Origin of the sequence: Roseomonas sp. KE2513 (assembly GCF_016107305.1) — a bacterium.
GTDB lineage: Bacteria > Pseudomonadota > Alphaproteobacteria > Acetobacterales > Acetobacteraceae > Roseomonas.
The window spans coordinates 1-25,100 of sequence record NZ_RCVR01000047.1 but is presented as its reverse complement, the minus strand read 5'-3'; the positions used below and the strand labels follow the sequence as shown (position 1 = coordinate 25,100).

Below are 25,100 nucleotides of genomic sequence, written 5' to 3'. Positions count from 1 at the left end.
TCCGATGGGCCACGCCTCACCCATCAGGAACCTTTCCTGGGCCGCAGGTGCGGCGGCACCCATCCGGCAGGCGGGTCGTACTCGCGGGGCCGCATGACGAGGTTGCCCGCCACGTCCCTAGGTGCCCTGTCGAACAGGGACCGCTCCACGGTGGCCTCGGTGATGGACGCCTTCCGGCTGGTCGCCGACAGGATGGTGTAGTTGTGGGAGCGGCCGGGCGGTGCCACTGTCACCAGCTCCTTGTCGGGGAAGCTGTCCCGGATCATTCGGGCCACCGGTGCTTGGTCGCCGTCCGCCGTGATGAGATAGGCGACGTCAAATCGGTCCCGGTGCGCGTCGTCGATGACCGTGATGGACAGGCTGGTGTCCCCCTCCTTCTCGGTGGGGTGCATCCAGGTGGCGCCGCAGGAGCGGCACTTTCGGCGCTCCTCGGCGAAGTAGCCCTTGAGCACCACGACCCCTACGCCCTCCAGCGCCCGGACATAGGCCCGGTGGCGGCCGATGCGGCCGGGGTCGTCCATCCGAATGGCGGTGCAGAAGACGATCCGCACCACGTCCTCAGGCCGCCCGGCGACGAGGAGGCGCGCTACGGCCGCGATGTTCAGCCACTTGAGGTGGGGCTGCTTCAGGTCGTCGAGGCTGTGATAGAGGTTGAATCCGTCAACATATAGCGCGGCCCTCTTGCGGGGCGGCGGCGTTGGTCTCGCGGGTTCCTCGGGTGTGGGCTGGACCGCCTCAGACCTGAGCAGCAAATCGTCCGTATTCATCCAGGACGATATACCCGCAACGGGGTGCCCCAAAAAGTAGAAACCCCGGAGGCCATAGCCCCCGGGGGTGCTGCTGGTGAACCAGTAGCGCGGATGGCGGCTACTTAATGTGGTATCTTGAAGGGGGCAAGCGTTACGTGACGCGTCGGCATCAACGACGCGCGAGCGTTGCACCCGCGTCACATCGTTCCAGACCGCGTTCAGTCGCCTCCGGGACATTTCCTCTCGGCTTCCTCTTCGCTCCTACAGGCTACGAGCAGGGACCACGCGAGGCCACCATCCACAGCAGGCGGAAGGCGCCGCCGAAGATGGTGAGCGTCAGTACGACGCTCTGGCTCAGCTTGATCCCCAACATGGCCCTGCCCCCCCTCCTCCTGGGAGGACAGTGGGCCGCGGGGATGCACGACGAACTCCTATCCCAAGCGGCGGGCCATCCGCTCTGCCACTTGGTAGGCGTTCCCGTAGGCAAGCCACCTCCCACCTTGCGCGCGGCTTAGGTTCATCCTGGCGCCCGTGGTGAGGAACGAGCCGAGCCGCCAGCGCAGGGTTAGATGGAGTGGGTGAACCTCGTGGCGGTCGCGGCCGTGCCGCCGCATGAAACCCCGGCGCCTCACGGCATGTAGCCCATGAAGCCATCCCCAAACCGCCACTGGGCCTCCGTGACGGTCTCCCACCCTTTCACGCCCCGCTAGTGAGCCGCCCGGATGCGGTCGAACAGCCGGGAACGCGCCACGCCGTCGTGATGGTGCAGGACGTGCACGGCGACTGGCGGCACCTCCCTGCGGTCGGCGTAGCGGTCCAGCGCGAGGCGCACCGTCCGCTCCCGGCACCCGTAGGAGCGGCCGATCTCGGTGCAGGTGGCGCCTGCGGCCCGGCCGACGAGGGTGTCTTCGCAGGACGGCGCGGCGCGGCGGTGGCGGCGGTAGGGGCGTGTGGTACTCATGCGCCAAGGATTGCTCCCTCCCCTGCAAGCAAACAGCACCGCCCGAGTCGCACCGCCGGGTGTGGAATTTTGAAGGACCCGGCGCGTTTTGGCCCACAAGCCTCCTGTGGAGTTTTGAAGGGAAGATGTGGCCTTTTGAAGGAGGAGCCGAAAACCGCGCAACAAAGGAATCAACGCCTTGCCGAGTTGTCCCGTGGACTCTTGAAGGCCCACTTCCAAGTATGATTTCTAATAACCTTCCTAGTAGTTGCCCCTTCAAAATACCACGGTGACGCGGCCGCCATGCCCGGGGCAGATTGCTGGCCCATGGGAACAGTGCATGACCTGCTGGAGGCCAAGGGGAAGCAGCAGGCTCTGCTCCAGAGTGGCCTTGATCGCAGGGAGATCGAGGCCGCGGCGGCCTACCTCGCCGACGAAGACTCAGGAATTGGTTTCCTGTACTCCGGATGGTGCCAAGCGGCGCTTCCGCACAGGCGCCTGCCCGACTCGCAGGGCTGGCAGATCACAGGAGAGCGCGTGACGCTGGTTGTGGAGCCCGGCATGAAGGCGGGTGCCGCGGGGAAGCCGGTCCACATCGGCGTCCCCTACGGCAGCAGGGCGCGACTCATCCTCCTCTACCTCCAATCCGAGGCGCTCCGCACCGGGAGTCGGGAAATAGAGCTCGGGAAGAGCCTACGCGGCTGGCTGCTGCGCCTCGGCATCCCGGTAGGTGGCAAGAGCGTCGAGGCCGTCAGGGAACAGGCGGAGCGCATCAGCCGCTGCAAGCTAACCTTCGAGGTGAAGGCAGGCATCTCCAAGGGGCTCGTGAACCAGACCATCGTCGACACGGCCCTGTTCCTAGACCTCGAGGACGAGACGCAGGGAAGCCTGTTCGTCGAGAGGGCACGCCTCTCCGAGGGCTTCTTCGAGCAGCTCAAGAAGCACCCGGTGCCGTTAGAAGAGGCTGCGATAAAGGCCTTAAACAACAACTCCATGGCGCTCGACATCTACGCATGGCTCGCTTACCGCCTGCACGCCCTCAAGGGGCCGACCCCGGTGTCGTGGCGAGCCCTCCGGCCGCAGTTCGGCATGGCCTTCGGGCGGATGGACAACTTCCGCGCCCGCTACCTCGACAACCTCAAGCTGGCGCTCGCCGTCTACCCGATGGCCAAGGTCGAGGTGGACGAGTCGGGGCTCACCCTCCACCCGTCGCGGCCGCCCGTGGTGCCGAGGGCCAAGTCCTCCCTCCGCTGAGGCGGCAACCCTTCAAAAGTCCACGCCTGCTCCCGGCTACTCCCAAACGCCAAGGAATGGTGGTCCGCTAGGGGTTCGCATCAAGGGCAGATCCTTCAAAAGACCACACCCCGCGTTGAGGTCGCCGCGCAGGCCGCAGGCGGGTCCTTCAAAAGTCCACACCAAGAATTCAGTGGAGACGGGAGAGGGCCGTCAAGTCGGCAGTCATTGCCACTAAGTCACCAACGTCTCGCCTGAGCTCGATAATCGCGAGCAGGGATCCCGTGATGAGGACGGCTGGCAGCATCAGGTCGTCGTATATCGGGGACTTGCAACGGCCCGGCCGGCCTGAACGTGCCTGCACACGGTGTTCTGCGTCGGCGTTCGGGTCCACGAACCCGTGATGTTCCGCTTCCGTGACCGGCGCTGCCCTGATAGCCGGTGGACATGCCAGACGAGCGAATAATACCAACTGCCTCAGACTTTGACCCGCGCCCAGGAGCGCCGAGTGATGGAGGTGATCTGCTCGGGCGTGCTCATCAGGTTGGACCAGGCATGGCAGCAGGCGTCCACGATGGCGTCGTAGCTGTCCCATACGCGATGGCTAAGCAGTTTCTGGTGCAGGAACTCCCAGAGGTTCTCCACCGGGTTCAACTCGGGCACGTAGCGCGGCAGCGGTAGCAAGCTGATGTTCCCGGGCAGGCGCAGCCTTGGTGAGGTGTGCCAGCCCGCGCCGTCGAGCACGAGGACGGCGTGCGCGCCCTTGCTCACGCAGCGGCTGATCTCGGCCAGGTGGATGTTCATCGCCTCCACGTTGACCTCGGGCAGCACGACAGCGGCGCCAACGGCGCGCTCAGGGTAGACTGCTCCGAAGAGCCAGGCCCAGGTATAGCGGTGATCACGCACGGCGCGCGGGCGCGTGCCTCGCTTAGCCCAGACCCGTGTCAGCGTACCCTGCTGGCCCACGCGGGCCTCGTCCATGAACCAGACTTCAGTCGGCGTACCATGTCCGACCTCGCCGACGACCTCCTTTACCCGATCAGCGAAGCCCCCCTAAAAGCCGCCTGCGCGGCGAGGTCGCTCTGCGGGTGCTGTGGCCGCACGGAAAGACGACGGAAGCGCAGCTTGGTCAGCAGCTTGCCAACCGTGCGCTCGTGCAAACTCACCCGCAACTTGCTGCTGATCCGCTCCTGCAGGTCGCGGCAGCGCCAGCGCACGACCCCATCCCGCTCCAGGTCCGGGCCCTTCTCAACCCACCGGGCCACCATCGCCTCCTGCTCGCTCGAGAGCCGTGGCGCCGGGCCCGGAGCACGGCGGTTCACCAGCCCGGCAAGCCCTTCATCGTTGTAGCGGTGCACCCAATCACGCAGCGTCTGACGGTCCATGCTGCAACTCCCAGCCGCGTCCTCGCGAGAGGCTCCTTCCAGCACCAGCGCAATCGCCAGCATCCGGCGTGCAGCATTCGCATCACGGCTCCGCGCCGCTGACTTCCGGAGCTCGGCCGCCGAACGATCCTGCCGAGTGATCGCCAACGCCATCTCAGCCTCCCAAACCAGCCGTCAGGAGGAGCGAATCACAACCGCCGCGCGGGCGGGATCACATCCGAGTCAGTGGCCAAGGCAGTTGGTATAACCCTCAACCAGGCCACCTACGGCAGGATGTTCCGCGGCACTGAGACGGAGGCGCTCGAATACGCGTTCCGCTCCTGGAAATGCAGACCGTCCATCCCATCAGACATGGTTCAGTCGCTCCGGCCGCAGTCGCACGCAGGATACATCATTGAGCCACAGCCACCCGCGTTTGGACTGCCGGGCGGGTACCTTCGGCCCCTTACGAAGCCAGATGCGCTCCACGCGCTTGTGGTTGCACCGCCAGCCCTCCGCTCGAAGCAGCGCCGTGATCCGGCGGTAGCCGTACCTGCCGTGTAGCTTAGCCAGGTCAATGATGCTCGCCGTCAGCGCCCCCTCGTCGTCCGGCGCGCAAGGCACCTTGCGCTGCGTCGAGCGGTACTGCCCCAGCACCTTGCAGGCAAACCGCTCAGAGACGTCCAGCTCCTTTGTGACCTGCTCGACGCAGGCACGACGACGGGCGGCGCTTACCAATTTCCGGAGGCGGCTTCCTTCAGCACGAACTTCTCGAGCGTCAGGTCCGCCACCGCTTTGCGAAGCCGCCCGTTCTCCTGCTGCAACTGCTTGAGGCGCTTGACCTGGTCCAACTTCAGGCCGCCGTACTCGCTCCGCCGGTGGTAATAGCTCTGCTCCATCACCCCAATCGTACGCACCGCCTCAGCGGTCGTCTTGCCCTGCGCCAGCAGCACCTCGGCCTGCCGCAGCTTGGTAACAATCTCTTCCGGCTTGTGGTGCTTCCTTGCCATCCCAATACCCTCCACAGATCCGCCGTTCTCACTCTACTGGCGCACCGCATCTACGGGGGAAGGCCATAGTCACCGTCCACATGCGAGGACACCAACCCACCCTCGCATACGTCAGACGCCGCATCGCCGCGGGGAATAGAAAGCCCGAGATCATTTGCCGCCTTAAGCACTTTGTCGCCTGCGGGATCACTCGTTATCTTTGTCGGCCGACATGCCCACCCTAGACTGCTACTATTATAGCCCCTTACCCGTTTTGGGAGCTTCAATGCCGACTCCCGCCAGAGGTCAGGGTCGAGAAGGGCGGAAGTGGACTCCCCTCCCCTGCCCTCCCGACGCGCCCTAGCCGACCGTCTCGGCATCGCTGTCGATCACCGGTGACAGCAGCTCGTCGATTTGGGTGATCCGGCGCTCCACCATTACCAGCTCCTCGGCCAAGCGCGCGCGCCGCTCGCCCAGCCGCGCCCGCTCATCCCGCAGGCGCGACCGATCCAAACGACCGGGTGGCGGCGGCTCGACCCCATCCGCCGCAACCTCGCGCCGGAGCTGCATGATCTCGCGGCGGGTCACGTCAGGGCGGATCAGCCCCCTCTCCTGCGCCACGCGCAGTTGGGGCTCCGTCAGCAGCGTAATCTGGTAAGCGGTGCCGTAGCTGCCTGGGCAGGCGGTCGCCGGGAGCCGACCAGCGTCGACGGCGCGCGCGATCTGGCGGAGCTGGGTCGCCGTTGCGTCGGAGAACGGGAAGAGGCGCTCCGTGCCGTGGCGCAGGCGCGCGAACTCGGCCTTGGTCAGTTCGGCCTCGAGCGAGATCAGCGCCCTGCCGATGGCAAGGAAGGAATCTCGGGCGTCGCCCCACTCCTTCTGGATCTCGCTCCGGGTGCGAAGGATGTGGCGGACCTTTTCCTGGTCGTCCGGCAGGCTCGTGCCGGCGAAAACCTCCCGGATCGCCTGGAGCGCGGCCGGGTCCTCGGCGCCGAGCGATCGAAGCTCGGCCGCGCGCGTATCCACGACCACCGCCTCCGTCGCGGGGTCCTCTTCCATTGCCAGGAACGCCTTCAGCGCGGCCTTTGACCGCTTTCCGACCGGCGCGCTCACAGCTTCATCTCCCGGCGGACATAGGCCCAGATCTCCTCGAAGGGCTCGATCCCACGCGATTTTGAGTAGTCGAGCAACGTGAGGCCCTTCGTAGACGGCACGTGGATATCTTCCAGTTGCGGCAGTTCCGTCGGGCAGACCGAACCCGCCTTTACCAGGACGCCCCGCATCCGCGCGTAGCTTGTCGTCCTGCGGTTGGCGCGGTTCAGAACAACCGAGGTGGTGAAGCCCTTGCTGGACAACGCCGTCACCCAGGGGGCAACGGATTCCACGTCGTCTTGCGTGCACACAGCCGGGACCAGAATCAGGTCGGCGGCCTCGCCCAGGGCATCGATCGCCGGGAGGTGGTCCTCCACACTTGGTGGCGTGTCGAGCACGGCGAGCCGGTAGCCTTCCGTCCGGCGGAGCGCGCCGCGCCAGTCGCCGAGTGACACTGCTTCGACGAGTGTCTCGGCAAAATCTGGGAAAGCCTCGCGCGTGCGGGCGCGGCGGCCCGCCCACTTCGACAGCGTCTGCTGCTGATCGAAGTCCAGGCCGATCGCCTTAATGCCAGCCTGAGCGGCACTGACGAGAATGTGGCGGCTGAGCACCGACTTGCCAGACCCGCCCTTCGGACTGCTAATCAAAAGGATACCGCAACGTGTATCCTTTGCCCCTGCGGCGCGCTGGCGCACGGCGGCCTTTGGCATCTCCCATCCCCTGAATCTTCGGATCGGCAATACATACCTGCCTCACGACGTGTCCAGGGTTGCGCTCCCGCCTGGGGCCAGAAACTTGGAATTAGACATGTCAAATCGGTCGGCCCGCTGAGCAGCGGCGCGGCAGAGCCGATCTAATTCAGTGGCAGGCGCCCACGGCAAAGGCGAACAGCAGCATGCGCCACCAGGCGAAGCCCTCGCCTCCCGGCTTGAGCGCACAGTTTAATACCGAGAGCCTCTTGCGTGGGGCGGACTCCGCGAAGATGTAAACAGGCCTCCGGGCAATCCAGACAAGATACAGCATTGGCTGCCTTCCTCCAGTCTTACGCCAAGGCGATGCCCGTGCGGCCTCGCCCCACCGAGGTACAGCGTGATGGCGCCGGCCCGACCACTACCCGGTCCGCTCGGCAAGGAACGCCTGCCCACGCACCAAGCCGGGCCGTGGACTTGACTTCGTCGGGAGTATCGGAAGCCAGTGCTCGAACTCTGGGAGCAATATCCGGACGCTTGGTTCCGCGTTGCCATCGCTCCCGGGACGCCGGGCAGCGTGCCCACCAGTGCCCGCCGCTCCCCGCAAAGCGGCGCTTACCAAGTCTGCGTGGGCCAGCACCGCTGTGCGGCGCGTGATGGCCTAGCCGGCCACCGCACCGCATCGCGCCGGCTCCTCAACGCGCCGCAGCAGCTCGGCCCCTAACTTTAGCGACAGCGGCTGAAGCATTGTTACCGACGCGACCCCCCACAACGCACGGCAGCCCGGACCACGCTGAGAGAGAATGACAGGGCCAACAGCATAAAGCATATAAGGTTGCGGCGCAGGCTGCCCGCGCCCGCACCCGCACCCGCGAGGTTGGCGAGCTCCGCCTGCGTGGCATCCACCGCGTCCTCGAGATTCTTCTGAGCGCCGTAAGAAGCGCTAGCCGTGCGCACGGCAGTTAGGTTTCGACCGGCGGGAAGGTGCACCCCATCCGGATTCCCAGGTGGAGCGGCCCTCAATTGCAGAGCACCATCATCAAACCCGATCATCCACCCTTCGCCCTCAGCCGCCGTATCCGCGGCCGAAGTTCGCTCGCCTTCAGTGCCCTTTGACCACGGCACCCTGGGGTACAACTCCTGCCTCGACGAAACGCCACAGGGTCATCGCTAGGTTTCGCGCTAGTGCCACGATGCCGATCTTGCGGGTGCGTGCACCGTGTTCTGCGAAGGTACGGAGGTACCAGGCGGTCAACTCACTGGCGGGTTGGTGCCGTAGCAAGCACTAGGCGAGCTCGACAAGGAGCACGCGTGCTACCCGGTCGCCCGCTTTGCTGATGTCCTGGTCCCATTCCGTATCGCCGCTGCTCTGCGGGCTAGGGACGAGACCCAGGTAGGATGCCAAGTGTCGCCGATCGTCGAGGTGCCGATGGAACACCTCAGCCACCAATGCCGTGGCGCTCAACACCTCGATCCCTGCCAGCTTTACCAGCCTCGTGACTTTTGGCTGCTCCGGGATCAGCGAAACCTATGCGGCGACGGCGGCGTGACGGTTAGCCTCGAGCTGTTTCGTGTGCTGCATCACGAGGTGGAAGCGCTCGAAGCCGCGCGAGATCTCGGCACGCAGTTAGAGACCAAGAGATCGGCTGTCGCTAATTCGAAGCTCACCATGTGCCTTGGCCCAGCCCCCGCTTTACAGGCCCTTTAGCTCGCGGATGCCGTGCAGGGCGAGCAGGCCGCAGATGCGGTTCACATGCCGGGGCCGCTCGGAAACGAGCTGGACGCGCGCGCGGGCCAAGCTCTTGGCACCCTCCGCCTCTGGGGTTGGGACGGCCACTTCGCGACAGACGCTGGCATCACCGGCCAGGAAGGCACGCACGGTGAGTGCCATGGTTTCCATGTCGATCCGATCTGTCTTGACCCGACACCCCTACGCGACACGAGAAAGCTGGCGGCATCGAGGACGGGTGTCCCAATGCCGTCGGCGTGCAGGTGGCGGGCCAGCCAGAACCCATCGTGACCTGCCTCGTAGCAGACCTCGACGGTGAGTTCGCCGCAAGTTTGGCTCCTGGCCTAGAGGGCGACCCTACCCAGCACCTGTAACAAGCCGGCAACGCCGCTGCCGGGTACAGCACGAGTGGCCATCCTGGTTGCGGAAGGAGCCAGCGAACCAATTAGCTACTTGGCACGGCTGAGCTCGAGCGCGGCGCAGCAGGTGTGGGACATGGGACGCCTCCGTTGATCGTCGTCGGACGATGCGCCCCGCAGCGGCACCCTCATAGCATCTTCAACGCCGCCAACCCCACTCCGGATTGCGCATGCTTTCAGCCCGTGAGTTCATCAGTGGCTGGTCTCAACGAGCCGGGTGTCGGGTTTGTTTGATGGGGCATCTCTACCGGGCTCGCCGCAGATGCCCTGTGTGGGGTTGTTGCGCCAGAGGTCTGTGGTGCGGAGATAACCGAGCGCCACGTCGGCAGCGGTGGCGGGTCTGTCGCATGACCTGGGCGAGGTCGGCGCCGGCCTCGCCGGCTGTCATCGCGAGCCCGGCGCGCGGCGAGTGCCCCGAGAAGCGCTCCCAGCCCTCAAACCTTGCCGCCTCTGCCACGCCTTTAAGCAGCCGCCACACCGCCTTGTCCGACAGCGCCTTGTCCGTGAGGCGCCCGGCCTTGCTCATCCCGACAAAGAGCGGCCGCTCCCCGTTCGAAGCCCCGCCGGTAATGTCCGGTCCCTTCCGGCGGAAGACGAGCCAAGCCTCAAGGGCGGCGAGCGGGCAGAAGCCCGGCTCCTTCGGGTTGGCCCAGATGGCGACCTCCTGGCTTGCGCCGCGCTGGTCGATCTTGGACCGGCCGACGAGGACGCAGAGCCCGCGCCCGGGGACAAGCGTGACGTCGCCGAGCACAGGCCCCGCGAGTTCGCTGCGGAGGAGGGCGGCGCCAAATCCGAGCAGCAGCAGCGCCCGGTCGCGGGCGCCGAGCGGGGTGGCGGGGGAGGGGCGGGTGGCGAGCAGGAGACGGAGCACGTCCGGTCCGGCCGCCGCGGCCTTCCCCCCGCGGGCGGGTTCCCTCGTCGAGGGCGATGCCCTCGAGAACCATGACGAGGCGCGGGTGGCGGAGGTCCGGCGGTGCGCGGCCTAGATGGCGACGAGGTGGACGCGGAGGCTGGCGACGGCGAGGCCGCGGTCAGCGCAGCAGACGGCGTACATGGCGAGCGTCTCGGGTTTGCCCGAAGGGCTCGCGTCCGTGCGAGGCGCAGCAGGCCTTGGCAGCCTGCTCGGCGGTCGCAGGCACCCTCAGATCGCCCAGCAGGCGGGTGAGCAGCAGCAGGGTTCCAGCCGGTCCAGGCGGCGGCGCGGTGGGCGTCCGCGGCGGGGCAGGGGACGCGTCGTCGGGCCGACGGGGGAGGGAGCGCGCGTCGTTCCGTCCGGAAAGTTGGATTAGCGGACGGAATGCCCCAGCCGGTCGCGGCGCACGGCGCTGGTCTCCCGAGAAGCGCGAGAAACCCAGCAAAACCGGCCTTTTCCGGTGAGGTAGGCACGATAATTACCGCTTATCGTGCCCAAGGGGCGAGGAGGGGGCGGTTGCCACGAAGTCGCCCTCGCGGGCACACTGGGAAAGGTCGGAACGGCGATGCGGGGGCGCTCGCCGGGCTGGCTGGAGCGGGGGCGGGGGAGTGGGGACTCTGACGGGGACAGCGGCGGTATCGCCAGCCAACACGGGGCTTTCCTTGCCGAAGTGTGCGGCATGACCAAGCGACCTAGGTCAAGCCCGCCGATCGTCCCTTCGGCCGTGGTGCGGCTGCCGATGGGTGCGCTGCCGGCGGAGGCTCTGTCGGAAAACACCTGGGCGGCCTACGCCTCAGACTGACGCGCCTTCTGCGCCCGGTGCGAGTTGGGTTAGGTGGTGGCCCTGCCGGCGCCCCCGGTGGTGACTGAAGCCGATGCAACGTCGCCGCCCAGCCCCCAGCTGCCAATTTTTCCAACAGTGCTCGACCGTCGCTCGTTGATGAACAGCACGCCTGAGTAGGAGCTCAGGGGATGCTGGAACGCCGATCACTGCGGTTTTACGAACTTGAAGTTGTCCAGAAACAGGACCTCCTGATCCATCTCCTGCAGATTACGAAGGCCGAGCATTCCCAGATCGGCCCGTAACTGCGCGCGGAGCAAATCAATCGCGTGGTCCACTCCTGCTTCGCCGGCGAGCGCTGCGGCATAGTTGAAGGGGCGGCCGATAAAGACGAAGCGCGCGCCGAGCCCCAAGGCCTTCAGAACATCCGTGCCGCGCCGGAAGCCGCTGTCGATCATCACGGCCATATCCCCCGCCACCTCCAGTGCGGCCGGAAGGGCACGCATCGGCGACAACGCCCCGTCGAGCTGGCGCCCGCCATGGTTGGAGAGGACCACGCCATCCGCCCCCAACTCACGCGCAATGGCGACGTCACGGGGGTGCAGTAGGCCTTTGATCACGAGGCGCCCCCGCCATTGCGAACGCACCAGGCGGACGATATCCCAGTCCAGGAACTCGCGCCCTGCGAAGTCGCGCACGGCTTGCCGAGACAGCAGCGGCGCGCCGCGTCCCGGCCCGGCGTTCTCGAAATGCGGCGTGCCGTGGCGCAGGAATGTCCGCAGGAAGGTGCCGATTGACCAGGCGGGGTGCGTAAGGCCATCCCAGAGCAGGGCCAGGTCTGGGCGGATCGGCGTACGATAACCGTTCCGCAGGTTGTTCTCCCGGCTTGGCACCACGGCGCTGTCCGCGGTGATGACGAAGGTCTCGATGCCGGCCTTCGCGACACGCTCGACAAGAGTTGAGGTTTCCTCCCGATCACCCGAGAGGTAAGCCTGGTACCAGACGGTCGGCGCAACGCGGGCGATCTCCTCCAGCGGGATCAGGGAGGCAGCACTGATCACCATAGGGATGCCCGCTCGGTGCGCCGATGCAGCCAGGGCCAGGTCGCCACGGTAGCTGGTGAGCGCGCTCACGCCCATTGGGGCGATCCCGAAGGGCATCGCATAGCGCTGGCCCATCACTTCGCAGTCGAGGGTTCGGCCCGAAACGTTCACCAGCATGCGCGGCAGAAACTGGATCTCCTCGAACACGCGCCGGTTGTCGGCCAGAGAGGCGTTCGTCTCCGCCGCCCCGGCGACATAGCCGAAGATGGGCTGCGGCAGGAGCCGCCGGGCCGCTGGTTCCAGATCCTCCAGGGCGAAGATCCGCCGCAAGCGCCGCGGCTTGGACTGATTGACCGGGGTAATGCGTGGGACCGAGGGAACGCCGGCTGTAGAAGCGGGAAGGAATTGGCTCATCGTGCTCGTCTGACCTTCGGTATCGGTGGAGGCATGGCGCCGAAGCAGCGCGTTACCCCTTAGCTACAGGGAGGGTGCGCCACTGCGGACACGGCCTGCCCGGAAAGACCCATCCCGCGGATCTCAATGCTGAAGCGTTGCGCTGAATTCTGCAGGTGCCTCGCCATTGCCGTTCGCGCGGCTTCAGCATTGGAGGCAGCGATGGCATCGTGGATACGTTGGTGCTCCGCGAGCAGCACCGCGACTTCCGGTCTGCGATAATCCTTCGCGCCGCTATTAGCCTCTCGGATGAGACCAGATAACTCCTTGGCCAGGAGCGCGACCAGCCCCCGGTAGTGCTCGTTCCCGGTTGCCGCCGCGATGGTGGCGTGGAAGCGCAGGTCGGCCGCGGGGCGGGTTTCCGACCGCTCCATGGCGGCCAATGCCTTACCCAGGGCGCGCAGGTCAGCCTCGCCGCGATGAAGCGCCGCCAGCCCGGCAGATGCGACCTCAAGGCCGAACCGGAGCTCATAGACCGAGCGCAGGTGCCGCTCGCGCTCGGCCGCGCGCGTCAGGCGGAAGACGGGCTCTTGGTCCGTGCGGACGACATAGATGCCCGACCCCTGCCGGCTTTCCAGCATTCCCTCTGTGCGCAGCGCGGCCACTGCTTCCCGCAGCACAGTGCGGCTGACCCCGAAGCGCTCCGCCAGGGCGGCCTCGGTTGCAAGCTTCTCGCCGACCGCATGCTTGTCGCGGACTTCACGCCTCAACTGGGCGGAAACGGTAGCGACCAGGTTGAGCGGGCGCTGGAGATGACCGGGCTTGACCATATTGAACAGGTTATCATACCAATCGGCGACATCAACCTGGCCTTGCCCGCTCGCTGCACCGAGGCTGGGAGCCCTGTTGCCGCGCTGCCACGCACGCCTCTCCACTTCTCTGGAAGGCCGAGGATGCTGCGCGAGAGCGGCCCACCTGCGGAGGAACAAATCAATGCTTATCACACGACGCGCTGCCCTGGCCGGGCTGGCTGCTGCCACAGGAGCCCGCGGCGCCTCAGCGCAGCCCGCCTATCCGACCCGTTCACTTCGGCTCATCGTCCCCTATGCCGCTGGCGGGCAGTCCGACGTGGTCGCGCGCATTCTGGGAGAGGGGCTGGGGCGCGTACTCGGGCAGAGCGCCGTCGTGGAGAACCGGACGGGCGCAGGAGGCATCATCGGCACCGAGGCCGGCGCCCGCGCCGAGGCGGACGGCTACAGCCTGACGGTTGGCACGATCGCGACCCATGCCATCATCCCCGTTCTGCAGCCGAAGGTTCCTTACGACCACGTGCGGGACTTCGCGCCCGTGGCCCTGCTCATACGGCAGCCGTTGGTGCTGGCGGTCACGCCTACCCTGCCCGTGCATAGCCTCGACGAGTTCCTAGCCTACGCGAAGGCAGGCCGCGGTCCGCTGAGCTTCGGCTCCTCTGGTATCGGTACCTCGCTTCATCTGGCAGGGGAGATGTTCAAGCTTCGCACGGGCGCGGAGACGATGGAGCACGTGCCCTATCGCGGGTCTGGTCCGATGATGAACGACCTCATTTCGGGGCAGATTCAGTTAACCTTCGACGCACCCCTGACCACGCTGCCCTTCGTGCAGAACAGCCAAGTGCGCGGGCTCGCTGTGACCAGCCCCACGCGGCTGGCCGCCGCCCCTGACCTGCCAGCTGTCGCGGAACGGCTCCCGGGTTTTGATGTACAGAGCTGGACGGCGCTTTTCGCGCCCGCCCGTACGCCACAGCCTGTGCTGGACCGGTTGAACGCCGCCGTTCAGGAGGTCTGGAACCAGCCAGATGTACAGACGCGCCTACGCGATCTGGGCGCGGAGCCCGCTGCAGGGACAGCAGCCGACCTCGGGCGCTTCGTTGCCGCCGAGACGGAGAAGTGGCGGGAGGTTGTTCGTGCGGCCAACGTGCGGCCCTAAACCGAAGGTGAGGGACTTGCCTCGTGTGCCAGCCTGGGAGCGGCCCGCATGTCGGGCGGCGTTCTAAAGCCCCTTGCCGCCCCTCTCGCCGCTTGGACGCCCTGCGGAAAGCCACTCCTCTCCCTATAGAAACGCTGCTCGCCACTTGTACGCTTGTGGCGAACAGTGGTGCCCTGGGCTCCGACCACGTCGAGCAGGGTCACGCCGAGGATCATGGTGAGAGCCAGGGCTACATTGTGCCGCTTTGGATTGTCGGCACTGAGCCCCCCATGAGGAATGTCGCGCGATGTGGATGCGGCCTGTGCGCAATTGGCTGCGCATTTCCAGGCGACCACTTTAATTCTGCTAGAGGTGGAGGCGTTTTTAACAAATCAATGGCCAGACAGGACGGAAGCGGTTGCTAAGACGCGGTTTTCAGAATTCCTGAGCGAGGCGTCCTGCAACCAGGAATATGCATGCGGTCTGGAGCAGGGACTGAATGATGAAGCCGCAGCGATCGTAGCGCAGAGCCAGACGCCTGTTCTCCAACAGCCAAGCGTTGGTGCGCTCCACTGGCCAGCGCCGCTTGCCCAGGCCTGAGCCGGGTGCCCGCCCGCGCTTGTGGATGCGAGGTCGGACGCCAAGCTTGCGGCAGAGCTCGCGATGCCGCTCGGCGTCGTAGCCTTTGTCGGCGAGCACCGTGCGAATGCGTGCCAGGACAGCGAAGGCGGCCAGGAACAAGCGCTCGAACAGCAGGGTGTCAGGAACGTTGGCGCCAGTCACGGCGCAGGCCACCGGCAGCCCGTCGCCTGTGGTCGCGACATGGTACTTGCTGCCCTTCTTGGCCCTGTCGGTCGGGTTCGGGCCAGTCAGGTCTCCACCTCGCTTGGCGCGCACCGAGCAGCTGTCGAGGATCAGGTCAGGGTGGCCGCGCAGCATGCGGACGAGCAGTGCATGCACCCGCCCCAGCAGGCCCGTGCGTGACCACGCTGCCAAACAGCGTCGCAGGGTCGAGCCGCTCGCCTTCTCTGACGTGGCTCGCAGGCTGCGCCAAGGCGTGCCCTCGCGCACGAACTGCCGGAGGGTAGCGAGCACACGAACCAAGGATGCCGGCGGGTGGCCGCGGCCGCGGGAGCGGCCTCCCTCGCAGCACTCCATCGCCGTCGCGATCAGCCCCAGGATCCTTCTGTCCACCTCTCCCTCCACGCCAAAGCTGCAGAGGTAGGGTGAGGGTCAGCAGACCACCCGAACGGGCTTCTTCAACTCAGGGTAGTAGTGAAAACCGCCTCTAAGTACACTGTCGAAGGCCTTGATGAAGCCTGACTGTAATGTATCCGCCGCCTAGGGTCGTGCAGGTGTTGAAGCATTCTCTTGGAAATTGGCGTCGAGCAGGATGAGCGTCGTGGCCCGGAAGTGTTCCGCGAGCAACACGCAGGCCCGGTCGGCTTGGCGCGACACTGCCGCCTCCATGATCTCGCGATGTTCCCGCCCCAAGTCACGCTTCACCCGTCCCAGTGGAACGGAGAGCCGCCGGTACCTCTCGCTTTGATCATAGAGACTGTCGCGCAGCCGCAGCAGCCAGGGACTGTCGCAGCCAGCGACCAGCGCCCGGTGGAAAGCTGCGTGATGCACAGACCAAGCGTCATTCGCCCGAGACGGGTCTTCAGGGTCGCGCTCGGGCAGGCGTGTCATGCCGTGATGCGCGGCTACGATCGCTGTCTCCCACTCTACTCCTGTGCTCTCAATCGAGCGGCGGAGGCAGCGCGTCTCCACATCAATCCGCACCTCTGTCAGATCGCGCAACTCCGTCGCCGAAATCGGCGCCACGCGGAAGCCTCGCTGTGGCTCCGCGACGACCAGCCCTTCGGAGGAAAGCCGCGACAGCGCTTCCCGGACTGCACCAAGGTTGACCCCCATGGACTGGCAGAGATCGCTGATCTTTAGCCTGTCCCCTGGCCATAATCGGCAGGCGAGCAAATCGGCCCGCAGTTGCTCGTAAACTGATTGCGTCAGGCTCAGGCCCGGTGTGTCGCGCGGCATCAGTACCTTCTACCCCCAATCACGTTTTAAATCGACATCCAATTTCATAATATATTTTATCTTGCAAGATGCATCGCTGTGGTGTCATCCTCCTGAGGAAGAGACGGAGGACGCCAGAATGCGTTTCGCGACATTCCGCAAGGGCGGAACCAATGGCCTTGCTGCTGCCAACCTCGATGGTGGCTTCCATGGCCTAATGGCTGACGCACCTGGCTTCCCTGGCACGCTGGACGCCCTGGTCGCGGCGGGCCCCAAGGCGCTTGCCGCCGCGGGCCAGGCCCTCCTCTCCGCCCCTGCCGTTGACCTCGCCGCGGTGGAGCTGCTGCCCCCCCTCGCCCAGCCCGGCAAGATCATCTGCGTCGGCCTGAACTACGCCGACCACTCGGCCGAGAGCGGCTTCGCGGTACCCACCTACCCCACCATCTTCGCTCGCTTCACCTCCAGCCTCATCGGCCACGGCGCGCCCATCCTACGCCCCGTCCTGTCAGACCAGCTCGACTTCGAGGGCGAGTTCGTCGCGGTGATCGGCCTCGGCGGACGCCACATCGCCAAAGACGCGGCGCTGGATCACGTTATCGGCTATTCCCTGTTCAATGATGGCTCCGTGCGCGACTTCCAGATGAAGGCGCCGCAGTGGACGGTGGGCAAAAACTTCGACAGCACCGGCGCCTTCGGCCCCACGCTTGTCACCGCCGACGAACTGCCCCCCGGCTGCCGCGGGCTGCGCATAAACACGCGGCTGAACGGGCAAGTCGTGCAGAGTGCCTCCACCGACGACCTCATCTTCGATGTCGCCACCCTCGTTTCGACGCTGAGTGAGGCCTTCACCCTCTCCCCTGGCGACATCATCGTCACCGGCACGCCGGCCGGCGTCGGCCTTGCCCGCAAGCCGCCGCTCTGGATGAAGCCCGGCGATGTCTGCGAGGTGGAGGTCGAGCGGCTGGGTGTGTTGAGCAACCCGGTCGAGGACGAGCCGGCGACCGGGACGGCCCGCCAGCGCGCGGCCGCCTGATCAGAGTACGCCAAGGGGGTTGCGCAGGACGGCCCACGCTGAGGAGGACGACATGACGGCACAAGGCGGCTACATCCCGGCGACGCGTCGCGACGGCGCGCTCGGCATACACTCGGTGGGCGAGTTCGTGCTCAGCGTGCCGGAGGTCGAGCGGGCGCAGGACTTCTACGACGCCTTCGGCCTCGATGTCCGGCCGGAAGGCAACCAGCTCTCGCTCCACACCGCCGAGGACGGCTACCGCTGGGGCCGCGTGGTGGAGGGCGCGCGCAAGGCCATCCACCACCACTCCTTCCACTGCTGGGAGGAGGACCTGCCCCGCTTCCGCAAGCACCTCGAGGCCAACTGCATTCGCCTGCTCGACCCGCCGCCGGGCTTCGACAGCAACGGCTTGTGGTTCCGCGACATGGACGGCACGCTCATCGAGATCCGCGTTGGCGTGAAGACCCAACCCGACGAGAAGACCTCGATGACGCTGCCGCTCACCGAGACGGGGTTGCGCAACGCACCCTATCGCCGCAACGCCAACCGCGCCGTGCCGCGGCGCCTGAGCCACATCCTGCACTTCACCCCCGACGTGAACGCGGCCGTCGCCTGGTACAGCCGCATCCTAGGCCTGCGCCTTTCGGATAGCTCGGCGGGCATCGTCGCCTTCATGCATGCCATTCACGGCAGCGATCACCACGTGATGGCCTTCGCCAAGTCCAACGCGCCCGGCCTGCACCATCTGAGTTGGGACGTGCCCACGCTGAACGACATCGGGCTTGGCGCCATGGCCATGGCGGACCGCGGCTACGACCGCGGCTGGGGCTTCGGGCGGCATGTGCTCGGCTCCAACTACTTCCACTACGTGCGCGACCCCTGGGGCAGCTACTGCGAGTACTCCGCCGACATGGACTTCGTGCCGGGCAGCATGGACTGGGAAGGCCGCGACCATCCGCCGGAGGACGGCTTCTACCTGTGGGGCCCGACACCACCTCCCGACTTCGTGCACAACTACGAGGCCGACGCGACATGAACCTTGCGCCGCGCCGTACTCAACCGGGCGGCAATGGATCTAGTACTGCCCCGGTCTTGGTTGTCCTGGCCCGTCCGATACGACCTGACGAAGCACGGCGCCAAGCCCTCCCCTGGAGGAAGTCCATGAAAAGACAAGAGGATTCATTTTACTTCCCCCCAAGGCTTGGCCGCCGAACCGGCTTTGCCGCGGCAATGCTGGCCCTCAGCGTGCGGTCTGCCAGGGCACAAGGCTCACGAGCGACGACACGCATCGTCGTGCCATATGCCCCAGGTGGAACAAACGACGTGACCGCCCGGCTGATTGCGCCATCGGCGGGGGAGCGGCTTGGGCAAAATTGGATTATCGAGAACCGATCCGGCGCGAATGGCGCAATCGGTGCCGACACGGTTATGAGGTCTCAGCCCGATGGGCAGACTCTCCTCTACTCTAATGACGTGATCGTCGCGCTAAAGCACGTCCAACGCGGCGTGACCTTTGACTTGGTGCATGATTTCACCCCAATCATTCGGGTGATGAATCTGGACTTTGTCCTGGTCGGAAGCGCTCGGTCTGTGACGCAGCCAGACATAACCGCATTGATCCGGGCGATACGGCAGTCGCCGAATCTCTACAGCTTCGCCAGTTCCACACTCGGCGCCGTTGGCCAAATCGCCCCAGCGGCTCTGGCCCAGGCGCTCGGATCAGAGTTGACCATCGTGGGCTATCGTGGCTCGGGTCCTGCTATCAATGACTTGATCGCAGGCAACGTAGCACTCGGAGTTCTTCCGGTCGGCCTCGTGCTGCCGATGCTGGCGGCCGGGCAACTCAAAGCCTTCGCGACAACTTCAGCCCAAAGATTGAAGGCTCTGCCAAATCTTCCAACCATGTCCGAGGCTGGCTTTCCAACTGTTACCTTTGTCGGCTGGAACGCCATCTGGGGACCCCGAGGAGTGGCCGATGAAACCACGCGTGCCGTGCATGCGGCAGTTACCGAGACCTTGAAAGAGCCGGTGATCGGACAACGCCTCGAGCAGCTCGGCTGCACTCCCATCTTTGAGACACAGGCTGAGTTTGCGGCAATGCTGTCCCGCGAAGGGGAACGCTACGGCGCTATCATCAGCGCAGCCGGCATCCGCCCGGAATAGGCCTGCCAGAGGAGGCTGCAGTTTGACGACATTTTCAACCCCTGTCGCGATCGTCGGCGGCGGTCCCGTTGGCCTCATGCTTGCGCTCTTCCTTGATCGCTACGGCGTGCGCTGCGTGGTTTTCAACGCAGAGGCCAGCGTGCGGCATCACCCTAAGGGCAGCACGCACAACGCCCGCACGATGGAGCACTACCGTCGCCTGGGCTTCGCAGACCGAATCCGTGCGCTCGGCCTACCCTCGGACCATCCGACCGACGTGGCTTATTTTACACGTTTCAACGGGTGGGAACTCGCGAGGCTTCGCTTTCCTTCCGAAAAGGAGAAGCTGGCGGCCCGGACAAAATCGGCTGCCACCGATCAGACACCAGAGCCCATCCATCGCGCCAACCAGATGTATGTGGAAGCAGCACTATTCGAACAGGCTGCAAGCCGCCCCAACATTACTCTGCGGTTCGGCACCAGCGTGGAAAGCTTCGAGCAGGATGCTTGCGGCGTCACGTTCCGTGTCCGTGCCGCGTCAGGGCAGCCGGAGGAGGCTTGGCAGAGTAGCTACTTGGTCGGTTGCGACGGTGGGCGGAGTACGGTGCGCCGCGCCCTCGGCATCCAGTACGTGGGCTATGAAGCGCTCAAGCAAGCCTTCTTTGGTGGTCGTATGGTGTCCACCCATATTCGTGCACCAAACTTGTACCGCGATGTGCTGGGAACCCGACGCGCTTGGCAGTACTGGGTGGTCAACCCGGAATTGCGGACGGCCATGGTTCCTCTGAACGGGCGGGATGAATTCCTTCTCTGGACCCGCGGTGACCCGGAGGACACCAACACGCCGGCCGTTGCTGAGGTGCTGCGGCAGTGTGCCGGGATGCCGGTCGAAGTCGAAGTGCTCGACAGCAGCCCCTGGACTGCCGGCGTTGCCCTCCATGCCGATCGCTTCGGGGAGGGACGTGTTCTGCTTGCCGGCGACGCCGTGCATCTTTTCACGCCGACCGGGGGCTTTGGCATGAACACGGGTGTCGAAGACGCCGCCAATCTTGCCTGGAAGCTGGCCGCGATGGTCCAGGGCTGGGGTGGCCCGGGCCTACTCAACTCCTATGAAGTGGAGCGGAAGGCAATCGCCATTCGCAACACCGCCGCCGCCCGCGAACTTGCCCGGAGCGTAGGCGAGGTGAAGGTTCCTCCCGAGCTCGAGCATGCCACGGCGGAGGGGGAGGCGGCCCGGGCTGAAGTCGGCCGGTTCCTGGCGACCTTCGGAGAGGAGTTCGCCTCCCTCGGGGTGCAGCTCGGTGCCCGCTATGACGGATCGCCTATTATCCTGCCGGACGGCCAGCCGCCGGTAGACGATCTTGTGTCCTATGTCCCGAGCAGCGTGCCGGGCGGACGGGCGCCACATTTCTGGCTTGATGCGGGGCGCGGCCCGGGCAGCTCGCTTTTCGATCGCTTTGGGATCGGCTTTACCCTCTTGCGGCTTGGGCCCGACGCTCCGGATGTCGACGCCTTTGTGACGGGCGCGACCGCGCTAGGAATTCCGTTAACGGAGCTCGCCATCAGCGATCCTGCGGCACGGGATCTCTACGGTTGCGACCTGGCCTTGGTGCGCCCGGACCAGCATATAGCGTGGCGCGGTTCGCAGGTGCCTGCAGAGGTAGAAGCGATACTAGCCAAGGTGGTCGGCCACGATGCCGCAGTTGCCCAGCACAGGTCCGATGGGAGCAAGGCCGCATGATCGATTTGAGCTTGGCGCTCACTGATAACGTGCGCACACGTCCCGTTATTGAGGGGCGCATCAGGGCCGACGCTATCCAGTTCGATATTTCGGTGATGACAGCATCCGAGATGTTCTGGCGTCAACTGAAGTTCGCCGAGTTCGATGTTTCCGAAATGTCGTTGTCCTCGCTTATTATTGCGACTTCCCGCGGTGACACGCGCTGGGTTGCTATCCCGGTTTATACGATGCGCAGGTTTTTTCACACTTGGACGTGGGTTCGCACTGACCGGGGCATCGCCTCTCCGAAGGATCTGCGCGGCAAGCGGGTAGGGGTCCCCGAGTATCAGCAGACTGCGGCAGTCTGGGCTCGTGGAATTCTGCAGCAGGAGTTTGGCGTGCATGCTCGGGAAATCGAATGGTTCATGGAGAGGACGCCTGAGACGAGCCATGGCGGCGCGACTGGCTTCGTGCCGCCGGAAGGCGTGCGGATCCAGTCAATTCCATCCAGTACCAACATCGGTGAGATGTTGGCCAATGGCGATCTCGATGCGACCCTGCTCTATCTCAACGAGACAAATGTAGTGGACCGCAGCCGTATCGACCTTGCCTCCCTGCCTAATGTCCGGCCCCTATTCAAGGATGAGGTGCAGGAAAGCCGTCGCTTTTTCGCCAGCACGAAGCTTTACCCCGTCAACCATACGATGGTCATGCGCCGTGATTTACTCGATCGCCATCCCTGGATTGCGGTCAACTTGCTAAAGACCTTCGAGGCCGCCAAGGCAGAGGCCACGCGCGTAGCGGCAGGTGTCATCGATGGTTATTTGAAAACTGGGCTGGTCGATCCCAGTGTGGAAGCGACCCTCGCCTCCGATCCGATGCCCTACGGGGTTCGCGCTTCGAGGCGCGAGCTAGAGACCATCGCCGATTGGGTGTTCCAGCAAGGGCTAAGCCCGCGCCGGGTGGCGCTGGAAGAGATCTTCGCTCCCAGCACGCTTGATCTGTAGCCGCAACGCCCGATCGGGCCCTGGACTGGCCAGGGCATAGAGATGCGCAGGATCTTACTGCTCGCACTGAGTGGCGATGCTCCTGGGTTCGTGGAGGCTGCTCCCAATCGACCCACAAAGTGCGAGGCCAACTGGTGGAGTCTTTCTCGGTCGCTTTGGTCGCCGTCCGCTCACACCGTTCAGAAAGTAAGCTTTTCACATGGACAGCAAGCGTGTGCGTCTGGGTGGCGAAGCTCAGAACACCCAACAATTCTCGGATAATGCATTTCTTTTCTCGACATTGATGCCCAGTGAAGCTAAGAAATTACTTAGGTTATGAACCATTCAAGCCGCCACTGTTCCGGATGGCGGAAGGCTAAGGAGGATCGCCATGCTGACCGCCGCCGAGAACGAGACCCTGTGCCGCGTGGAGGGCGATGCGCCGATGGGGCGCCTGATGCGCCGCCACTGGGTGCCGGCCCTGCTGTCCGAGCAGGTGGCCGAGCCCGACGGCAAGCCGGTGCGGGTGACGCTGTTCGGGGAGAAGCTGGTGGCCTTCCGCGACAGCGAGGGACGGCTGGGCGTGCTCAGCGAGTTCTGCGCGCACCGCAAGGCCTCGCTCGCCTTCGGGCGCAACGAGAATTGCGGGCTGCGCTGCCTGTACCACGGCTGGAAGTTCGACGTGGAGGGCAACGTGGTGGACATGCCGTCCGAGCCGAAGGAAAGCAGCTTCGCCGACCGGGTGAAGCAGAAGGCTTATCCCGTACGCGAGGCTGGGGGGTTCATCTGGGTTTATATGGGTAAACCTGAGGAGATGCCGGAGTTCGAGCAGCCGGCCTGGGCGCCGACCCCCGACGCTAAGGTTTCGATCGTCCGGATCGAGCTTCCCTGCAACTGGGCGCAGATCATGGAGGGGCAGATCGACAGCGCGCATTCGTCTTCACTGCACTCCTCCGACATGCGGCCGGCTCGATCGAACACGGCGCAGGCGAACGGCGCCGACTGGACCCGGCCGTCGACCGACAAGAACCCGCGTATTCAGGTGCAAGTGACGAACTACGGCATGCGCTACGCCGCGATCCGGCGACCGATCATGAACGCGCAGACGCAGGACTACGTGCGGATTACCACCTTCGTCGCACCCTTTACGGCGTTGATCCCGCCAAACTCCTCCTACAATATCGCCAGCGTCATCGTGCCGCGCGACGATACCAGCAGCTATTTTAACTTCATTGCATGGGGATATGCCGACACAGTTGTCGGTCAGGACGCGTGGCGCGAATTCTGCGTTGTGAAGCCCGGCATCGATGTCGACTCCGACTTCAAGCCAATACTGCGCCACGCCTTCAATGACTACCTTCAGGATCGTGAGGCGATGAAGCAGGGCTCCTTCACTGGTCTTCCCGGCATTCCAAACCAGGATATCGCCATGTGGGAATCCATGGGTCCAATTGCCGACAGGACGAGCGAGCGACTGGGCGCCAGCGACATCGCGGTGGTCCAGTTCCGTCGCATTATGCTGAATGCAGTTCAGTGCTTTCAGGACGGGGCAGAACCCATCGGTCTTTCCGAGCCTCATCTGCCGCAGGCCAAGCTTCGATCGTACCAGGGGGTCGTGTCCAAGACCGAAGACTGGCGTACGTTGGGCGCTGAGGCTGAAGAGATCAGCTACCTGCAGGGTATGGAGGAAGATGAAACGGAACGCGAGATGGCTGCGATCTCAGCCTAGGCCGATCCAGTCGGCCATCGCGGCAGGCTGATGCTCGGGTGACGAATGATGGAGACGCCGTGCCTAGCGGCATCACCCCGCTGCCGTTTGATGAGAGCACGGGATTCCTGCTGCGCTACCTCAACCGGGTTGTGCAGCGGGAGATTGCGACGCGCATCCAACCTTTCGGCGTCACGCTGGGTGCTTGGTACATGCTGCGTGTCGTGTGGGAGGAGGACAGCTTGACTCAACGCGAACTCGCGCAAAGGGTAGGTATGGCAGAGCCGACAGCCGTCATAGCGCTTCGCAGCATGGAGGCACAAGGCTGGATCCAGCGCTTACGAAGCGAGACGGATCAACGGAAAATCCATGTCAACCTGACCCCAACCGGACGGGACTTGCGCGAGGCACTGCTACCAGTTGCCCACGACGTGAATAGGCGTATCACTCGTGGACTGACCGCGGACGAGACGACCTTCTTCCGCGCACTCTTGAAGCGGGCCGCGGACAGCTTTGCCGCCGAGCAGGCGGAGCCGTCTGTCCGCAACGAGGCATGACGTCAGGCGAAGGCACACTGTGACCTCACACGTAGACTGGTAATGTTATATTATCGTGCGTAAGGGGCAGGGAAGGGGCGGTTACCACCTTGGGGCGCCTGCGGACACAGTAGGGAAGGGGACTGCCGCGAAACTGGGGGTTAGGCGGCGATAGCCGCTTGCGGGTGACAGTCGTTGGCAGCCGAGAAGCGCTGCCCGAAGCCGGTGCCGAGCGTGCCGTTGTAAACGGCGCAGCGAACCTGGAGCAGCCGATCGGCGCCGCGACGTGACCAGCGCATCTGCTGCGACTTGTTCATGCGGCGGTTCACCAGGAAGTTGGCCGTGCCCTCGGTCAGGGCCGTGCCGACCCGCAGCCCGGCCCGGTGCCGCTCGCCGTAGTTGACGAGCCAGTCGCTCTGCCCGACGAGGTAGCCGTCCAGCGCCTGCAAAGCGGTCCACAGCTTGCGCGAGGGCGCGACGGACCTGCGGCTGCCGGCCTCGCCCCGGAAGTGGTGCATAACCGCGCGGATGCGGTCGATGCTGATCCCGGCATCCTTGGCCTTGCCGTTCCACAACCGCCAGCGCAGGCGCCCGACCTCCTCGACGATCACCGCCTTCGCGGCCGCGCGCTCCGGATCGTCGCACGACAGAGCTCCGGCAACCTGCGTCAGGTGCTGCAGCCGCATGGCGACATGGAAC

23 protein-coding genes and 2 pseudogenes are annotated in these 25,100 nt (G+C 65.1%); 10 read left to right on the top strand and 15 right to left on the bottom strand.

Annotated features, from left to right (window positions below; genetic code table 11):
• Window positions 1–23 precede the first annotated feature (23 nt).
• The gene (locus D9599_RS26515; protein WP_198384306.1) at window positions 24–767 is read right to left on the bottom strand and encodes an NYN domain-containing protein; all 744 of its coding nucleotides are present in this window, start codon (window positions 765–767) and stop codon (window positions 24–26) included.
• A 688-nt stretch (window positions 768–1,455) separates the two neighbouring features.
• Window positions 1,456–1,710, bottom strand: a complete 255-nt coding sequence (locus tag D9599_RS26510) for a hypothetical protein (protein ID WP_198384305.1) — start codon at window positions 1,708–1,710, stop codon at window positions 1,456–1,458.
• Window positions 1,711–2,016: 306 nt separating this feature from the next.
• On the opposite strand from D9599_RS26510, the gene D9599_RS26505 reads away from it, so the two are divergent.
• Window positions 2,017–2,943 carry a replication protein RepA gene (locus D9599_RS26505; protein WP_198384304.1) on the top strand — a complete coding sequence of 309 codons (927 nt, stop codon included), beginning with the start codon at window positions 2,017–2,019 and terminating at the stop codon, window positions 2,941–2,943.
• Window positions 2,944–3,399: 456 nt separating this feature from the next.
• Here the strand turns inward: D9599_RS26505 and D9599_RS26500 are convergent.
• The 6 genes and pseudogenes from D9599_RS26500 to D9599_RS32540 form a co-directional block, all read right to left on the bottom strand.
• A protein-coding gene (locus D9599_RS26500) for an IS630 family transposase (RefSeq protein WP_198384303.1) occupies window positions 3,400–4,460 on the bottom strand; the annotation gives its coding sequence in 2 pieces (ribosomal slippage) (window positions 3,400–3,974 and window positions 3,974–4,460; 1,062 coding nt in all).
• A gap of 195 nt (window positions 4,461–4,655) precedes the next feature.
• Window positions 4,656–5,296: pseudogene (locus D9599_RS31620) on the bottom strand (IS3 family transposase); the annotation flags it as partial.
• 339 nt (window positions 5,297–5,635) lie between these two features.
• On the bottom strand, window positions 5,636–6,334 hold the full coding sequence (locus D9599_RS26485; protein ID WP_198384300.1) for a hypothetical protein: 699 nt from the start codon (window positions 6,332–6,334) through the stop codon (window positions 5,636–5,638).
• Between the two features lie 50 nt (window positions 6,335–6,384).
• Window positions 6,385–7,077: a ParA family protein gene (locus tag D9599_RS26480; RefSeq protein ID WP_198384299.1), complete on the bottom strand. Its 693-nt coding sequence runs from the start codon at window positions 7,075–7,077 to the stop codon at window positions 6,385–6,387.
• A 148-nt stretch (window positions 7,078–7,225) separates the two neighbouring features.
• Window positions 7,226–7,390 carry a hypothetical protein gene (locus D9599_RS26475; RefSeq protein ID WP_198384298.1) on the bottom strand — a complete coding sequence of 55 codons (165 nt, stop codon included), beginning with the start codon at window positions 7,388–7,390 and terminating at the stop codon, window positions 7,226–7,228.
• Between the two features lie 951 nt (window positions 7,391–8,341).
• On the bottom strand, window positions 8,342–8,494 hold the full coding sequence (locus D9599_RS32540; RefSeq protein WP_375373080.1) for a transposase: 153 nt from the start codon (window positions 8,492–8,494) through the stop codon (window positions 8,342–8,344).
• On the opposite strand from D9599_RS32540, the gene D9599_RS26465 reads away from it, so the two are divergent.
• Window positions 8,462–8,764, top strand: coding sequence for a hypothetical protein (locus tag D9599_RS26465; RefSeq protein WP_198384308.1), 303 nt, complete (start codon window positions 8,462–8,464; stop codon window positions 8,762–8,764). The two genes, D9599_RS32540 and D9599_RS26465, sit on opposite strands and share 33 nt — an antisense overlap.
• Here D9599_RS26465 and D9599_RS26460 read toward each other — a convergent pair.
• The 4 genes from D9599_RS26460 to D9599_RS26445 all read right to left on the bottom strand — a co-directional run bounded on the left by D9599_RS26460 (window position 8,750) and on the right by D9599_RS26445 (window position 13,338).
• Window positions 8,750–8,956, bottom strand: coding sequence for a hypothetical protein (locus tag D9599_RS26460; RefSeq protein WP_198384296.1), 207 nt, complete (start codon window positions 8,954–8,956; stop codon window positions 8,750–8,752). The two genes, D9599_RS26465 and D9599_RS26460, sit on opposite strands and share 15 nt — an antisense overlap.
• A 492-nt stretch (window positions 8,957–9,448) precedes the next feature.
• The gene (locus D9599_RS26455; RefSeq protein ID WP_198384295.1) at window positions 9,449–10,075 is read right to left on the bottom strand and encodes a hypothetical protein; all 627 of its coding nucleotides are present in this window, start codon (window positions 10,073–10,075) and stop codon (window positions 9,449–9,451) included.
• 1,029 nt (window positions 10,076–11,104) lie between these two features.
• Entirely contained in the window at window positions 11,105–12,271 is a 1,167-nt protein-coding gene (locus D9599_RS26450) for an alpha-hydroxy acid oxidase (RefSeq protein WP_232480941.1), read from the bottom strand.
• 143 nt (window positions 12,272–12,414) lie between these two features.
• Window positions 12,415–13,338, bottom strand: coding sequence for a FadR/GntR family transcriptional regulator (locus D9599_RS26445; protein ID WP_198384293.1), 924 nt, complete (start codon window positions 13,336–13,338; stop codon window positions 12,415–12,417).
• On the opposite strand from D9599_RS26445, the gene D9599_RS26440 reads away from it, so the two are divergent.
• Window positions 13,328–14,299 (top strand): tripartite tricarboxylate transporter substrate binding protein, encoded by a 972-nt coding sequence (locus D9599_RS26440; protein ID WP_198384292.1) that lies wholly within the window; start codon window positions 13,328–13,330, stop codon window positions 14,297–14,299. The two genes, D9599_RS26445 and D9599_RS26440, sit on opposite strands and share 11 nt — an antisense overlap.
• 414 nt (window positions 14,300–14,713) lie before the next feature.
• On the opposite strand, the gene D9599_RS26435 is transcribed toward D9599_RS26440, so the two are convergent.
• Both D9599_RS26435 and D9599_RS26430 read right to left on the bottom strand, forming a co-directional pair.
• Entirely contained in the window at window positions 14,714–15,472 is a 759-nt protein-coding gene (locus D9599_RS26435) for an IS5 family transposase (RefSeq protein WP_198384291.1), read from the bottom strand.
• 147 nt (window positions 15,473–15,619) lie between these two features.
• A complete protein-coding gene (locus D9599_RS26430) occupies window positions 15,620–16,318 on the bottom strand; it encodes a GntR family transcriptional regulator (RefSeq protein WP_198384290.1) in 699 nt (232 codons plus the stop codon).
• Between the two features lie 118 nt (window positions 16,319–16,436).
• On the opposite strand from D9599_RS26430, the gene D9599_RS26425 reads away from it, so the two are divergent.
• From D9599_RS26425 to D9599_RS26395, 7 genes are all read left to right on the top strand, one after another.
• Window positions 16,437–17,330: a fumarylacetoacetate hydrolase family protein gene (locus tag D9599_RS26425; protein ID WP_198384289.1), complete on the top strand. Its 894-nt coding sequence runs from the start codon at window positions 16,437–16,439 to the stop codon at window positions 17,328–17,330.
• 52 nt (window positions 17,331–17,382) lie between these two features.
• Entirely contained in the window at window positions 17,383–18,345 is a 963-nt protein-coding gene (locus D9599_RS26420; RefSeq protein ID WP_198384288.1) for a VOC family protein, read from the top strand.
• 287 nt (window positions 18,346–18,632) lie between these two features.
• Window positions 18,633–19,472, top strand: coding sequence for a tripartite tricarboxylate transporter substrate binding protein (locus D9599_RS26415; protein ID WP_309228721.1), 840 nt, complete (start codon window positions 18,633–18,635; stop codon window positions 19,470–19,472).
• 22 nt (window positions 19,473–19,494) lie between these two features.
• Window positions 19,495–21,192 carry an FAD-dependent oxidoreductase gene (locus D9599_RS26410; RefSeq protein ID WP_198384286.1) on the top strand — a complete coding sequence of 566 codons (1,698 nt, stop codon included), beginning with the start codon at window positions 19,495–19,497 and terminating at the stop codon, window positions 21,190–21,192.
• Entirely contained in the window at window positions 21,189–22,178 is a 990-nt protein-coding gene (locus tag D9599_RS26405; RefSeq protein ID WP_198384285.1) for a PhnD/SsuA/transferrin family substrate-binding protein, read from the top strand. The genes D9599_RS26410 and D9599_RS26405 overlap by 4 nt, the downstream gene beginning before the upstream one ends.
• A gap of 370 nt (window positions 22,179–22,548) precedes the next feature.
• Window positions 22,549–23,886, top strand: a complete 1,338-nt coding sequence (locus D9599_RS26400; protein WP_198384284.1) for a Rieske 2Fe-2S domain-containing protein — start codon at window positions 22,549–22,551, stop codon at window positions 23,884–23,886.
• A gap of 59 nt (window positions 23,887–23,945) precedes the next feature.
• The gene (locus D9599_RS26395) at window positions 23,946–24,422 is read left to right on the top strand and encodes a MarR family winged helix-turn-helix transcriptional regulator (RefSeq protein WP_198384283.1); all 477 of its coding nucleotides are present in this window, start codon (window positions 23,946–23,948) and stop codon (window positions 24,420–24,422) included.
• Window positions 24,423–24,562: 140 nt separating this feature from the next.
• Here the strand turns inward: D9599_RS26395 and D9599_RS26390 are convergent.
• Window positions 24,563–25,100, bottom strand: a pseudogene (locus tag D9599_RS26390) (hypothetical protein); the annotation flags it as partial.